Source organism: Coxiella-like endosymbiont of Rhipicephalus sanguineus (assembly GCF_018687865.1).
The window spans coordinates 1-15,240 of the sequence record NZ_NIQB01000080.1 but is presented as its reverse complement, the minus strand read 5'-3'; the positions used below and the strand labels follow the sequence as shown (position 1 = coordinate 15,240).

The window sequence follows — 15,240 nt, the reverse complement described above, 5'->3', positions numbered from 1 at the left end:
GCACAATGAAGAATCGAGTAATGCGCGAACGGGAAATACAAATGAGTCAGCTAGAATCGCTAGCTGAATAAGCACTAAAAGAAACGGCCGTCTTAATTTTACTATCCCTTCTGAACAATGAGTTCTGTGATTTAAAACTGCAGTACGTCCCGCCGTCCTGCGGATCCTGCGATTAAGATCCCGTTTGAGGGCAAATTAATCTCTTTGCCCTCCGACTTTTCTAAGGAAAAGCAAAAAAGATAAAGGATACTATTTCTGCGTGGTGCGAAGGAGGTAAAAGAATTGGGGCGTCAATATCAGAATAAATATGTGTTGCTTTGTGCGTGAGGCCGCCTAAACGAAGCAGCTGATGTAGCGCGGGAAGCAAGGTCTGTTTCCGAAAGTTGGAGACAATACGGCGGCCGACTGGGTTCCTATTTAGTAAAAATGAATATTCTAATGGAGGGGGAGACCTCCTAAGAATTACGGTTTCCCTCAACAATCCAATAGTGCCCTTCGCGTTTTCTTGTCAGTGGAGTATACTGGGCGCTATTCGCTTGTTGTGGAACGGATACCCTGAATTAATATACCATCCCCGCTTGGAGGATGCTCTCAGCTGCGTTTTCATCAACGATCGAGTTCAAGGTTGTGCAAAACTTGTTTCACTAGCTCCTGAACTCAGAGAGACCGTATTCACATCAACTTTTTTTTGAAAAGCTTGCCATGCTAATAGCATTAGTGTGGTTGAATCCCTCTGGGATTCCGTGTCAAAAGAAAAGCAACGAGAATTTTTAATTTATGAAAATTATTTGGCCTTCTGGAAACCGCATGAGGCTGGTCGCTTAGAAACAGTTGAATTTCTTTAGTCAAGGGTAACTGATAAAGATAAAGAACAAATGACTGTGATGATGAGCGACGTGGAGAAGTTGGGGCGTACCACAAGTTTTTTCTTCAGCAGTATTCTGCAGGCGTTACGACTACAAGCGCGGTTTAGGGTTTGAGAAAGAAATTTGGAAAGTTGCTCCCAAGAAGGTAGAGCTGTACTTGCGGAGAAGAATGATTACCTATTCGTGAGAACCCTTTGTAGCGTAGCGAGGAAGACCCTTTTGTAGCAGAAGTAATAAAATATCTTCCTTGGTCTGAGGAGGATTTTTTATCCAATGATTTTCTGAAGCTTTCTGAGGCAGTACCCTTCGATGAAAATCCAATTAATTTTTTGTTAAAAAATTTGCCTTTAGACGAAGACGTAGTAGATTATAAAAGCTGCGTAATTTCTCTGCTAAACGAAAATTTTATTGATGTGGGATTTTTGGAAAAGTACTGCTCCATTCTTTCATCTGAATTAAGTTAAGCGGCAAGAATTAGAAAAAGAAAACTCGTTGCAAAAAATAAGAGATCAAAAGGAAAAAGTGCAACAACTTGAAAAAGAAAATGTATCCTTGCGAAATTCGCTTGCCCTAATCCATCTAATCCAAAAAACTTCAAAGGAAGGAGACCAGGAGTTAGAGAATCCTCGCAAAAAAGTTCGCTTAATGGAAGAAGAAAAAACGATGATGAAGAAAGGGAAACGAAAGGAACATCAAAAACCTTGAGCGAAATTGAGCCCCAAAGAAGCTTCATCATAGCACAGATCCGTTCCACAGGCTCAACGCACTCATGGTTACCTGCCCCAAGAACGTGGAAAGAGCAAAAGAAAAGGAATCCGAAGGAGCTCGATAGAGTCAGTCAATTAAGAAAATAGAGAAAAGAGAACTTCTTTTTACTTGATGGCTTAGTTAATTGATGGCTTAGTTAAAAACTTGCACTTCACACTAGTTTCTCCACGCTCGAAATGGTGGTGATTATTTTTGTAATGTAATGAAGTTTGTGTGAAAGACACGTCAATAGGATGATCATCAAATTTAACGGCCAAGGTATTCATACTTTTCTAAAAAGTTTTCACTGTATTCTATAACGATTGCCCTAATTTTAGTTAATTTATAACTTCTCAAACCGGATGAACTAGCCAAGTTTATCGGATTTAACTGTAATTTAGATACTTTGTCTCCATATTCAACATGGAATATATGAGGCTATTGATTTCTTTTTAGACTGAAGAGGAAAAAACGATGGCCTTTAAGTTCTAAGTACCTGTAGGCATCGAGTCCTTTTCGGTTGGTGGATATTACTATATCAGAGTATAAGAAGGAGAGATGAGGGTCAAACATTCTTTTTTCTACTGTAGTAGTGAGCAGGTGATGATTTAGTAGTTTGTGCTTTAGGAGTCGTGGATTCCTATTAGTCGACATTCGTTGGCATTGATTGTGGCAAGGATCAAAAAATATAACTTTGCATTAATAATTATTGGAGAAAAGTCCCATTGCAGCGAGCTTAAGTAAGAAGCATAATTCTCTTGTGATCGGTAAAAGTATTTAAACTCTTCGCAAAGCTATGGATCTCTAAATTAAAGTTACGGATTTTTTCTTATCTAACCAGATTAAAATATATAAATCAAGGACTTGTTTTGTTCAAGAGTAAATAATTTTCCTTTGGAGGTATTCGTAAATGCAGGAAATGTTAGATCAGTTGCGCACCGATATTGAAAGCTTAAAAAAATCAGGGCTTTACAAGGCAGAACGGATTATCACTTCCCCCCAAAATGCCAAGATTAATGTGGGATCAGGACATGTTCTTAATTTTTGTGCCAATAATTATTTAGGATTAGCGGACCATTCGCAGTTGGTTAAGGTAGGACAGAAAGCGCTGGAACGATATGGTTTTGGCATGGCATCAGTTCGGTTTATTTGTGGAACGCAAAATATTCACAAAGAACTAGAAAAAAGCATCAGTCAATTTTTAGGAACGGAGGATACGATTCTTTATTCTTCTTGCTTTGATGCAAACGGAGGATTATTTGAAACATTATTGGGACCGGAAGATGGAATTATTAGTGACGAATTGAATCACGCCAGTATTATTGACGGAATTCGATTATGTAAAGCGCAACGCTATCGTTATAAAAATAACGACATGAAGGACTTGGAAACGAAACTGAAGGAAGCTGACGAAAAAGGCACACGTTATAAATTAATCGCGACTGATGGGGTTTTTTCAATGGACGGTATTATCGCTGATTTAAAATCCATTTGTGAGTTAGCTGATAAATATAATTCATTTGTGATGGTGGATGATTCGCACGCGGTAGGTTTCATTGGTGAAAATGGGCGTGGAACGCCAGAATATTATGGAGTGGCGAATCGAGTTGATATTCTCACGGGAACGCTAGGAAAAGCATTAGGGGGTGCTTCGGGCGGCTATACTTCTGGTCGCAAAGAAATTATCGAATGGTTACGTAATCGCTCCCGACCATATTTATTTTCTAATTCCGTAGCACCGGTTATCGTTGCCACTTCGTTAAAAGTGCTTGAGTTGTTAAAAACAGAAGGCCAACGATTACGCCAACAATTACAAGAGAATAGTCAGTATTTTCGTTCGAATATGGAAAAGCTCGGCTTTCAATTAGTTCCGGGCAATCACCCTATTATTCCCGTCATGCTTGGTGATGCACAATTAGCGAAGAAAATGGCCGATCAATTGTTGAAAGAAGGTATTTATGTAACTGGATTTTCCTATCCTGTTGTGCCAATTGGTAAAGCCGCATTCGTGTTCAAATGTCGGCGATTCACATTAAAGAACAGCTTGATCGAGCGATTAATGCGTTTGAACGTGTAGGAAAAAAATAGGAGCGGTTTAAAACTTATGAAAACCCTTTCTAAACTTAAATCAAAACCTGGGATTTGGGTGTCAGAAGTCCCTACACCTAAACCTGAGCGTGATGAAGTATTAATTAAAATTAAAAAAACGGCAATTTGCGGAACTGATTTACATATTTATAAATGGGATGAATGGGCGCAAAAAACCATACCGGTTCCTATGCATGTAGGCCATGAATTTGTGGGTGAAATTGTTGAAATGGGTCAGGATATAAAAGGATTTAATATTGGAGACCGGGTATCAGGAGAAGGGCATATCACCTGCGGTTATTGCCGCAATTGCCGCGCGGGTAAAAGACATCTCTGCCGCAATACCCTTGGAGTGGGGGTTAATCGTCCCGGTGCTTTTGCGGATTATTTAGTAATTCCCTCTCGCAATGCTTATAAAATTCTTCCACAAATTAGCGATAATACTGCAGCTATTTTAGATCCTTTTGGTAATGCCGCACATTCTGCGTTGGAATTTGATTTAGTAGGGGAAGACGTCCTCATTACGGGAGCAGGACCTGTGGGTTTAATGGCAGCGGCTATTGCGCGTCACGTCGGTGCCCGGTATGTAGTCATTACGGATGTTAATGAATACCGATTAGCGTTGGCTGAAAAAATTGGAGTGACCTTAGCAGTAAACCCCACGAGCACGTCGCTAACGAAAGTTATGGAAAACCTAGGCATGACAGAAGGTTTTGATATTGGTTTGGAAATGTCGGGTAACGCAGAAGCTTTTCGTAGTATGTTAACCATTATGAACAATGGGGGGCGAATTGCCTTTTTGGGAATTCCACCCACGCCTTTTGCTATCGATTGGAATTTAGTGGTTTTTAAGAGTTTAACAATAAAAGGGATTTATGGCCGACGGATGTTCGAAACGTGGTATAAAATGATTAATCTTTTGCAAAGTGGACTTGATATTTCACCTGTGATTACTCATGAATTTCCTTTGAAAGACTTTCAACAAGCTTTCGATGTGATGTTATCGGGTAAAGCCGGAAAAGTAATCCTGGATTGGGTTTAATGATTCTGGTTGAGGAGGCAAAGAACTGCCCCTTCTCCGCTAACAAATTAAGTACGAATGGGAAATATTCTTGAAGTCATTCGTGCTAGATACTCTTCATATTCGCTATTCGTTTTCTTCTGGTCTTCTACCAATCGATGTATTGTCAATTCAGCCAATTTTTCCGCAGTTTTTTCTAAGGGTGTAAAAAAGTATTAGTCTCATTAATTTCCCATTTTTTATTTATATTTATAGTGCTATTGTATTATTCCTCTATATTTTCTCACGAGAAAAATTAAAAAGACACAGCCTTTTACTATTTAATGCTCTTTTAATACCTAATATTTTTAGGTAAAAGCAGTTAATGGTAAAATTCTCATTCAATCACTGAGCTGGAGTCAAGTCATGCCTTCATTTGATTATTCTTTCTGAACTGAACAAACATAAAGTGAGCAATGTGGTAGTGGTAGATCAGGCTAGCCGAGAGGTCACCACGCGATTTGACTTTAAAGGATTAGGAGCAACTTATAACTATGAAAGGAACAGTATCACTCTTCGAGCAGAAACCGATTTTTAACTTAAGCAAGTGATTGATATATTCAAAAATAAATTTTCCAAACGGCAAATCGATGTGGGACATATGAAACTCGAAGAACCCGTGATCCAACACAAAAGGGCGCAACAAGTGGTTACTCTCATAGGGGGGGGGATTGACCAAACAGCAGAAAAAAAATCATTAAGCTCATTAAAGATCAAAAACTAAAGGTACAAGCCGCTATCCAAGACGAAAAAGTACGTGTTACAGGTAAAAAATGGGATGATTTGCAATCCGTGATCAGTTTCTTGCGCGAACAAGATGTTGGCGTTCCTCTCCAATTCAATAATTTCCGAGACTAAAAGCAGTAAAGTACTCTATTAAGTCTCTGAGCATTTTTTATTCCCTAATCTTTCTCTCAAAAAAACCACCAGCTCCTCTTCTGGAGTAGAGGAGGATCTGGAGTAGAGGAGGATACGCCAAACTCCTCTTTCACTCGATAGAGAGACCGTTGCGGAAACTCCCTTGTGAGGCTCGCTCAGCCTCTTATCTCCATTTTTTAAAAAGTGGGCTATAGATTTAGATGCGTTGTGGGAAAAAGTGGTATAATGTGGATAAATGTGAGACCATTCTGATGTTTCGAAGCTTCACTAGACACAGAAGAACGCTGTCTTTTAATTTATCCCCACCCTCAGTGGGAAAAATGAAAAAAATAGAAAAAAATAGAGAGTCTACCCAGATACCATCCGGTAAGCCAGCGAATTCAACGGCTATTGATTTGGGCCATGTGACTGAAGTGGAGTTGGAGCGTCATGGCCGGATTTTAGTGCCTCCACTTTTGAGAGAGTATGCGGGATTAGGACAGATGGTAATGCTGGTAGGACAAGGGAAAAAATTGAATTATGGGGTGAATCGCAATGGGAGTTGGTGCGCGAGGATTGGTTGTCAGAAGAACTTCCCAGAGAAGAGGAACTGCCCCCAGAATTAAGAACAATTTCTTTATAAAATGACGCATCGACCGGTTTTATTTAATGAAGTTATGGAAGGACTCGCTATTCGTCAAAATGGAATTTATGTCGATGCGACATTTGGTAGAGGGGGAAACAGTCTCGGTTTGTTGCAGCGACTTGGGCCGGAGGGCCGTTTGCTGGCAATGGATAAAGATCCCGAGGCCATTGCAACCGGTGTTGGAGGCCCTTTTCGAAACCAACGATTCGCTATCGTCCATGAGACTTTTGCGAATCTGGAAAGGGTAATACGGAATCGTGGATGGTACGGAAAAGTGAATGGAATTGTTCTTGATTTAGGTGTTTCATCACCCCAATTAGATAAACCCAAGCGAGGTTTTAGTTTTAAAAAGGATGGACCCTTAGATATGCGCATGAATCCAGAACAAAGCATGGATGCAGCGACTTGGCTCAATCAAGCCAGAAAAGAAGATATTCAGCGTGTGCTTTGGAATTATGGCGAAGAACGTTATGCCAAACGTATTGCGGAAGCAATTGTAAAAGCACGGGAAGAGAAACCTATTACCCATACCTTGCAATTAAGCGAAATTGTAGCGAAGCATCGCCTCGCCATAAAATTAAAAAACACCCAGCAACGCGCACCTTCCAAGCGATCCGAATTTTTATCAATCGTGAGCTGGATGAGTTGCGTGAATGCCTTCCTCAATGTTTGGAAATATTAGCGATAAAAGGTCGATTATGTGTGATTAGTTTTCATTCATTGGAAGATCGCATTGTTAAACGTTTTATTCAAAAAGAATCGCGTGATCTTTTGCCGCGGGAGTTGCCAATTTTGGCAAGCGAAGTGAAACACCGTTTGAAAAAAATAGGTGCTCTGATTAAGCCTACGGAGGCGGAAATCAGAGAAAATCTGCGAGCACGAAGTGCTCGCTTACGAATCGTGGAGAAATTAGCATGAACACTGCAACTCGTGTCATTGTCGCAGAAAGTCTAAGGAGACGAAGCCGCACGTTTCAAATAACGAAACGAGGAATTTTGGTTGTTTCCTTAGTGATTGCTTTATTATGTTCAGCCTTTGGAGTTGTTTACGTTAAAGATCTCAATCGACGATTGTTTATTCAATACCAAATTTTAGAGGGTGAAAAAGCTGAAGAACTTATTCAATGGGGAAAATTGTTATTAGAACAAAGTACCTGGTCCACACAATCACGGATTCAACAGGTAGCGCAAAAACAATTGGGGATGCAAATTCCCACTGCAAAGGAAGTGATATTAGTCAATGGATATGACGCGAATGTCGCCCTTAGGTAAATTTACGTGCAACAACGAACTTGGCGGTTTTACGCGTTATGGTTTTTATTGTGTGTCGCGGTGGTCGGATTGTTATGGCGTTTGATTGATTTAAACATCCTAGATCGATCTTTTTTACTAAAACAAAGTAAGGCGAGAATCATTCGTCTTGTCAATATTCCAGCCTATCGCGGTATGATTACCGATCGATTAGGAGTACCGCTAGCCATTAGCACGCCCGTTGATTCTATTTGGATCAATCCACAACTGTTTCAAGCAACACCTTCTCAAATTGTTGCACTTTCATGTCTCTTGCACCTGCCTATTTCTTTTATTAAAAAACGAATTCAACATAAAGCAAATCACCAATTTATCTATTTAAAACGAGGTAACCCCCCTTATATTGCAAAAGAAATTCAGCAATTAAATATTCCAGGTATTTTTTTCAACATGAATATCGGCGTTATTATCCCGAAGGAGAGGTGACAGCCATGTAGTGGGACTCACCAATATTGATGATCAAGGACAAGAAGGTTTGGAGTTAGCTTACAACCAATGGTTGGCAGGAGAACCCGGTAAGACGGAAGTAGTTAAAGACCGTCTGGGTCATATAGTGGCGGATATTGCCATGGTGAAAAAACCAATTCAAGGGCATGATTTAACTTTAAGCATCGATCATCGTATTCAATATTTAGCCTATCAAGCTTTAAAAGAAACAGTTTCTACTTATCATGCGAAAGCAGGTTCCGCGGTAGTCTTGGATGTAAAGAGTGGAGAAATTTTAGCAATGGTTAATCAGCCTAGTTACAACCCCAACAATCGTCCAGCCAGTCACGATGGTCGTTACCGCAATCGGGCAGTGACAGATATGTTTGAACCCGGTTCCGTGATTAAAGCATTTACTATTGCTTTGGCGTTAGAAAGTGGAAAGTATACTCCGGACACTAAGATTGATACCAACCCGGGATGGATGAGAATTGGTGGTTACCGGATTAGCGACGATGAGTTAAATTTTGGCGTTATTTCACTAACCCAGTTATTGCAGCATTCAAGTAATATCGCTGCAGCAAAAATTTTACTATCATTGGAACCACAACATTACTACGCCTTATTACGAGCATTAGGATTTGGCCAGCACACTAGTAGCAGCTTTCCCGGAGAATCTTCCGGCGTATTAGTTTCCCACGACACTTGGGTGCCTTCCGTCGTGGCAACTTTAGGGTATGGGTATGGTATGGCAGTCACCACTCTTCAATTGGCCCAAGCCTATGCCATTTTGGGAGCTGGAGGAATTAAAAGGCCGGTAACTTTCTTAAAAGTAGAGCATCCCCCGACTGGTGTGCGGGTTTTGCTAGAAAAGGTAGCAAAAACAATTGTAGGAATGTTGGAAACCGTGGTTCAAAAAGGGGGTACGGGAACTCGAGCAGCCGTGTATGGATATCGTGTTGCGGGTAAAACCGGCACGACTTATATTGCGGGTCCTAAAGGCTACGATAAGCACCATTACATGTCTTCTTTCGTCGGACTATCGCCGGCTAACAATCCTCAGTTAGTAGTGGCTGTCGTCATCCGCGAACCTCAAGATGAACATTTCGGGGGACTTGTGGCGGCTCCTTTATTTTCTAAAATTATGAGTGGATCTTTGCGATTACTGGACATTCCGCCAGCGCCCTTAACTTAATCTTCTTAATCTTCCTCCTAATATATACCCTGGTACAAGTATACCCTGCTACAAGAGTTCCCACTAAGGTTCTGGGTGGTGATTTTTACGCTGCATGGGCTTTTCACTGGCCAATCCTCGGTAATCGTTGGCGTTAGTCGCTCCAAAATCACCATCCAGAACTAGCCAGGAACCGCTGCTGATTCGGGTTATAGCTTCGCTTAGAAGATCTCCTGATTTATAATTTCTTAGATGAACGGCGTCTCTCTTAATCGATTGATGAAAGGATTCAGCAATGAGCTGTCATCCGATGTGTTAATTCGAGGACTTCAAACCGATAGTCGAAAAATCCAGAAAGGCGATCTTTTTATTGCTTATCCGGGGATGCATTCAGACGAACGTCAGTATATTAAAGAAGCGATTGATAAACAGGCGGTGGCTGTGTTTTTCGATCCACATGATTATAAACTTTCTATAGAGAGCTCAGTTCCTCTAATTCCTATTTCCCGATTACAAAATCAGGTGGGAGAAATTGCCGCTCGTTTTTATAGCCATCCCACAAAACACCTGAAAATTATCGGCGTTACAGGAACCAATGGAAAAACTTCATGCACGCATTTTATCGCCCAATTATTGGAATCCCAAAGGATACCGTGCGCCATAGTAGGGACTCTCGGCTATGGTTTTGTAGGAAATTTAACAAAAACAAATTACACCACTCCGGATCCTCTTCAATTGCAACAAGCTTTTATGCAAATGCGCAAAGAAGGGGCGAGGGCTGTTGCAATGGAAGTTTCCTCACACGCCTTAGATCAGCATCGAGTGAGTGGGGTGCATTTTGATATTGCCGTTTTCACTCAGTTATCTCGTGATCATCTAGATTATCATGGAAATATGGAAAATTATGCTCGGGCAAAAGAATTATTGTTTCAGCAAATTGGTTTAAGTTACGGAGTGGTTAATTGCGATGATGAGTTTGGCAGATGTCTTATTGCGAAATATCATAAAAAACTCATGCTGATTGGTTATTCCATGAAGAGAATAAAGGATGATCGAGTTCCTTTAATAATGGCAACAGCTATAAAAACATTAGCCCAAGGATTTTCGGTGACGGTTCAAACTCCGTGGGGAAATGGTACATTAACTACCCCTCTCTTCGGACGATTTAATATTAGTAATCTCTTGCCTGTCATCGGGGTTTTGGGATTATCGGGTGTGTCTTTAGAAAAAGCATTTTTGGAGTTATCAAAATTAAAAAACGTTCTTGGTCGAATGCAGTCAGTTGAATGTGCAAGTGGTCCTCAGGTGGTGGTGGATTATGCGCATACTCCCGATGCCTTAGAAAAGGCGTTGATGTCACTGCGAGAGCATTGCCGTGGCCAATTAATTTGTATTTTTGGTTGTGGTGGCGATCGCGATCGAGGAAAGCGTCCGCAAATGGGGGCTATTGCGGAACGCTATGCGGATCAGGTTATCGTGACTAATGATAATCCCCGCAGCGAATCGCCTTTAGCAATTATTCAAGATATTAAAGTAGGGTTTAAAAATCCGCAGTCAGTGATAGTTGAAACTAACCGTGCTGCTGCAATTCATTATGCGGTGCAAAAAGCCACCATTGATGATATTGTTTTAATCGCAGGTAAAGGACATGAAACCACCCAAGTCATCGGCAGGGACGTCTTACCTTTTGATGACGTGCAGGAGGCCCAGAAGGCGTTAAACCTATGAAACTTTCACAAATAGCTCACATTCTTAATGCAAAATTCAAGGGAAAAGATGGAGATTTCGAATCTATCAGTACCGATACTCGCACCATTCAACCCGGGAGTCTTTTTATTGCTTTACAAGGTCCGCATTTTGATGCTCATAATTTCATAGATACGGCGGTGGAACGAGGGGCCATGGGAGCGATTGTGAGTCGTTGGATAGCAATATCCTTGCCCCAAATTTATGTCAATGATACCCATGCCGCTCTTATTCAATTAGGAAGTCACCAACGCGATCAAATGAGAGAAGTAATTGTGATAGCGGTGACAGGGAGTTGTGGTAAAACAACCACCCGAGCATTACTCGCCAGTGTCTTTCGCCAGCAGGGAAATGTGTTAGCTAGCGAAAGAAGCTTTAACAATAATATTGGATTACCATTGACGTTGATGCGATTGCGTGCCGAGCATGATTATGCTGTCGTAGAGCTTGGAGCTAACCATCTTGCTGAAATTGCTCAGTTAGCGCAAATAGCAAAATCCAACATCGCTATTATCACCAATGCGGGCCCTGCGCATTTAGAGGGTTTTGGCAGTATTGAGGGCGTAGCAAAAGCCAAGAGTGAAATTTATCAAAGATTATCCCCGAATGGGATTGCTATCGTTAACAACGACGATCCTTTTAGAGATTTCTGGCGAGAAATAATAGGTGTTCGGCGAACTATTACTTTTGCGTGTAATAACCGAGCCGATGTCGCCGCAAAAAATATTTCAGTAAACCCCAAAGGGCAATCCCGCTTCCGTTTAATTTTGCCGAATGGGGAAGTTGATGTTCAATTGTCGCTTTTAGGAAAACATAATGTAATGAATGCCTTAGCAGCAGCAGCGGCGGCCTACGCTGAACAGTTGCCGATTATGACGATAAAAGCCGGTTTAGAGGCAGCTTCGGCAGTTAGCGGACGTTTAGCGTCTCTAAAAGGGTATCGAGGAGCCACTATTATTGACGATAGTTATAATGCTAATCCTTTATCAGTATCGGCTGCTATCGACGTTTTAGCTACTTGTGGCAGTCGCTCGATTTTGGTTTTAGGAGATATGAGGGAATTAGGTGAAGGAGGAGATCAATTACATCGTAAAATGGGTGAGCAAGCGTTGCAGTCTGGTATTCATGAACTCTTTTGTTATGGATCTTTAACCCGACATACCGTTGAGGCTTTTGGCAAGAATGCGTATCATTTTGATGATCAAGAGAAATTACTGAGAGCATTAAAAAATAATTTAGATGAAAATACAGTCGTGTTGCTAAAAGGTTCCCTTTACATGAATATGGGAAAAATTGTGAAGGGACTAATCGAGGAATAAGCATGCTACTCTGGCTCACTAATTTTTTAAGTCACCATTTTTATAGTTTTCGTGTTTTTAATTATTTAACGTTTCGTTCTATCGTAAGTGCTTTGACTGCATTGATTATTGTTCTCGCTTTTTCTCCCTATTTAATAAAAAAACTTAAAAAATTACAAATTGGCCAAATGGTAAGAAATGATGCTCCTCAAGCCCATTTGAAAAAATCCGGCACTCCTACTATGGGTGGTATTCTAATTATTTTGGGTATTGCCATTAGTGCGTTATTGTGGGGAGACCTTACCAGTAGATTTATATGGATTATTTTATTGGTTATAGTAGCCTTCGGGCTTATAGGCTGGGTTGACGATTATCGTAAGGTAATTAAAAAAAATAGTAAGGGGTTATCTGCGCGTTCGAAATACCTACTTCAATCCCTAATTGGCCTCGTAGCAGCGATTTACCTCTACCTCACCGCCACAACTCCTGCCGAAATTCAATTAGTCATTCCTTTTTTAAAAAATGTAGCTCCTAATTTAGGCCTTCTTTATCTTTTTCTTGCTTATTTTGTCATAGTGGGTAGCAGTAACGCCGTAAATTTAACCGATGGTTAGATGGTTTAGCTCTTATTCCAACTATAGTAATTGGTGGGGCACTAGGAATTTTCGCTTATTCTAGTGGGAACCACCTTTTTGCAAAATATTTAGTGATTCCTTATATTCCAGGGGTAGGTGAAATCGTTGTTTTTTGCAGTGCTTTAGTCGGCGGAGGCTAGGTTTTTTGTGGTACAACGCTTATCCGGCACAAGTTTTTATGGGAGATGTGGGTTCATTAGGGTTGGGTGCTGCTTTAGGAATAATTGCCGTAATAGTTCGTCAGGAAATAGTTTATTTTTTTATGTCAGGGATTTTTGTTCTAGAAACTCTCTCCGTCATTATCCAGGTAGGTTATTTTAAACTATCAGGGGGTAAAAGGGTTTTTCGGATGACACCACTGCATCATCATTTTGAATTAAAAGGTTGGCCTGAGCCCAAAGTTATTGTTCGGTTTTGGATTATTACTTTTATTTTAGTGCTTTGTGGGTTGGCTACCTTAAAATTGAGATAATATGACAGACAAACAACTAACCGTTATTTTAGGCTTAGGCAAAACCGGATTATCCTGTGCCCAATTTTTGGCAGAAACAAATCAACCATTTGCGATTACTGATAACCGACAAGAACCTCCACAATTAAAAAAATTTGTCCAAGCTTATCCCTATGCCAAATTAGCGCTAGGGGAATTTTCTGAAAATTTATTAAATGAAGCGCACCAAATTGTATTAAGTCCCGGTGTACCTCTTTATGATCTCAACATTGTCAAGCAAGTGGCGATAGGTAAACCTATTATTGGTGATATTGAATTATTTGCTCGCGCCGTCAAAAAACCCGTTATCGCCATTACGGGCTCCAATGGTAAGACAACGGTGACGACCGTTTTAGGCTTAATGATGAAGGCCGCAGGGATCAATGCTATTGTTTGTGGTAACATCGGACAACCGGTATTACAGCAACTCCACCTTGATCCTGAATATTACATTCTGGAATTATCGAGTTTTCAATTGGAAACAACCTTTTCCCTCCAACCTCACGCTGCGACAGTACTGAATATTAGTGAGGATCATATGGATCGCTATGCTAGTTTTCAAGAGTATATTCGAGCCAAACAACGAATCTATAATTTCTGCCGGACTCCTATTGTCAATGAGGATGAACCGGAAATTTGGAAAAAATTTTATTTAAGGAAAAACCTCTATCCTTTGGATTACAGAATCGTGCTGATTTTTGGTTAATAGAACATAATCATAAAATTTTCATCGCCTATCAGCGCAAGAGGCTTATGCCTATTGAAGAGTTAAAACTAAACGCTAGCCATCATATTCAAAATGCATTGGCTGCTTTAGCCTTAGGAAAAGCAGTAGGTGTACCTATGGAGGCTATGCTTGAGGTTTTGCGTGACTTTACGGGAATCCGTCATCGTTGTCAGTGGGTACGAAAATACAAAGACGTTGATTATTATAACGATTCAAAAGGAACCAATGTCGGTGCAACCCAAGCAGCTATTGTAAGCTTGGGAGAAGTGGCCAAAGGAAAATTAATTTTAATTGCGGGTGGCCAAGGTAAAGGCGCTGATTTTTCGGCTTTAAGGAACGTAGTCAAGCGTTATTTGAAACAAATCGTTCTAATTGGCGAAGATGCGCCACTATTAGAAAAAGCTCTGCAGCGCTACACGAAAATCTCGCGTGCTTCTTCCATGGAAGAAGCTGTAAAACAATCTACCGACATTGCTCAACAGGGTGATGTCGTTTTGTTATCCCCTGCCTGTGCCAGTTATGATATGTTTAAACACTATGAACATCGGGGTGATGTGTTTATTGAAACGGTGGAAGGACTTTAATGCGGCAAAAATCGCCAGCCTTAGGACTTTACGACCGTTGGATTATTATTTCTACTTTATCCTTGTTAGCCTTGGGTTTACTCATGGTGGCTTCGGCTTCTATGGTTATTTCAGATCGTCAATTTGGTTATCCTTTTCATTATTTTATTCACCAACTGGTTTATTTAATTTTAGGCTTATTGCTTGCTGTTACAGTTTTTCGTGTGCCAATTAAAATTTGTCAGAAATATAGTGGTTATTTATTTTTATTAAGTTTTTTATTGTTAATAATCGTCTTATTGCCTGGGATTGGCAGAACGGTTAACGGAAGCCGACGTTGGATCCAGTTGGGATTTTTTTCATTGCAGGTCTCGGAAATAGTGAAATTGGCTGCAATTTTATATTTAGCGAGTTATTTGCAACGCTACCAGAACGAAGTACGTAAAAAGCTTAAAGGTTTTTTAAAACCTATGGTTCTCGTGATGTTTTTGTCCAGCTTATTATTATTAGAGCCTGATTTTGGTGCTGCTGTGGTGGTTACTATGACCTATATGGCTCTTTTATTTCTCGGTGGTGTGCGCTTGTGGCCTTTTTGTGTGTTGTTAA

Annotated in this window: 7 protein-coding genes and 7 pseudogenes; 13 read left to right on the top strand and 1 reads right to left on the bottom strand. The window is 40.5% G+C overall.

The features are described 5' to 3' along the window. The first annotated feature begins 1,358 nt into the window (after positions 1 to 1,358). A complete protein-coding gene (locus B1F79_RS04440) occupies positions 1,359 to 1,571 on the top strand; it encodes a hypothetical protein (protein ID WP_251366151.1) in 213 nt (70 codons plus the stop codon). A 309-nt stretch (positions 1,572 to 1,880) separates the two neighbouring features. On the opposite strand, the gene B1F79_RS07005 is transcribed toward B1F79_RS04440, so the two are convergent. Next, positions 1,881 to 2,045, bottom strand: a complete 165-nt coding sequence (locus B1F79_RS07005; RefSeq protein WP_372443145.1) for a DUF4160 domain-containing protein — start codon at positions 2,043 to 2,045, stop codon at positions 1,881 to 1,883. 478 nt (positions 2,046 to 2,523) lie between these two features. Here B1F79_RS07005 and B1F79_RS04435 point away from each other — a divergent pair. The 12 genes and pseudogenes from B1F79_RS04435 to B1F79_RS04380 form a co-directional block, all read left to right on the top strand. Beyond that, positions 2,524 to 3,701 (top strand): annotated as a pseudogene (locus B1F79_RS04435) (glycine C-acetyltransferase). A gap of 16 nt (positions 3,702 to 3,717) precedes the next feature. Next, positions 3,718 to 4,743, top strand: coding sequence for an L-threonine 3-dehydrogenase (gene tdh / locus B1F79_RS04430; RefSeq protein WP_251366150.1), 1,026 nt, complete (start codon positions 3,718 to 3,720; stop codon positions 4,741 to 4,743). Between the two features lie 427 nt (positions 4,744 to 5,170). Beyond that, a pseudogene (locus B1F79_RS04425) lies at positions 5,171 to 5,619 on the top strand (YajQ family cyclic di-GMP-binding protein). Between the two features lie 285 nt (positions 5,620 to 5,904). Then, positions 5,905 to 6,262, top strand: a pseudogene (locus B1F79_RS04420) (MraZ-related protein); the annotation flags it as partial. A 1-nt stretch (position 6,263) separates the two neighbouring features. Then, positions 6,264 to 7,183: pseudogene (gene rsmH / locus B1F79_RS04415) on the top strand (16S rRNA (cytosine(1402)-N(4))-methyltransferase RsmH). After that, positions 7,180 to 7,536, top strand: coding sequence for a cell division protein FtsL (ftsL, locus tag B1F79_RS04410; RefSeq protein ID WP_251366148.1), 357 nt, complete (start codon positions 7,180 to 7,182; stop codon positions 7,534 to 7,536). The pseudogene rsmH and the gene ftsL overlap by 4 nt, the downstream one beginning before the upstream one ends. Then, positions 7,537 to 9,196 (top strand): annotated as a pseudogene (locus B1F79_RS04405) (peptidoglycan D,D-transpeptidase FtsI family protein). 231 nt (positions 9,197 to 9,427) lie between these two features. Beyond that, complete coding sequence (locus B1F79_RS04400; RefSeq protein ID WP_251366147.1) at positions 9,428 to 10,903, top strand: UDP-N-acetylmuramoyl-L-alanyl-D-glutamate--2,6-diaminopimelate ligase; 1,476 nt, start codon at positions 9,428 to 9,430, stop codon at positions 10,901 to 10,903. Then, a complete protein-coding gene (locus tag B1F79_RS04395) occupies positions 10,900 to 12,240 on the top strand; it encodes a UDP-N-acetylmuramoyl-tripeptide--D-alanyl-D-alanine ligase (RefSeq protein WP_251366146.1) in 1,341 nt (446 codons plus the stop codon). Before B1F79_RS04400 ends, B1F79_RS04395 begins: the two co-directional genes overlap by 4 nt. 2 nt (positions 12,241 to 12,242) lie before the next feature. After that, positions 12,243 to 13,326, top strand: a pseudogene (gene mraY, locus B1F79_RS04390) (phospho-N-acetylmuramoyl-pentapeptide-transferase). A 1-nt stretch (position 13,327) separates the two neighbouring features. Next, positions 13,328 to 14,655 (top strand): annotated as a pseudogene (gene murD / locus B1F79_RS04385) (UDP-N-acetylmuramoyl-L-alanine--D-glutamate ligase). Continuing rightward, on the top strand, positions 14,655 to 15,240 hold a 586-nt coding region (locus B1F79_RS04380), incomplete at its 3' end, for an FtsW/RodA/SpoVE family cell cycle protein (protein ID WP_251366145.1). The pseudogene murD and the gene B1F79_RS04380, both read left to right, overlap by 1 nt.

Coding starts and splice junctions, on each gene's coding strand:
- tdh (WP_251366150.1), top strand. CDS start 3,718: ATGAAAACCCTTTCTAAACTTAAATCAAAACCTGGGATTTGGGTGTCA.
- ftsL (WP_251366148.1), top strand. CDS start 7,180: ATGAACACTGCAACTCGTGTCATTGTCGCAGAAAGTCTAAGGAGACGA.
- B1F79_RS04395 (WP_251366146.1), top strand. CDS start 10,900: ATGAAACTTTCACAAATAGCTCACATTCTTAATGCAAAATTCAAGGGA.
- B1F79_RS04400 (WP_251366147.1), top strand. CDS start 9,428: ATGAACGGCGTCTCTCTTAATCGATTGATGAAAGGATTCAGCAATGAG.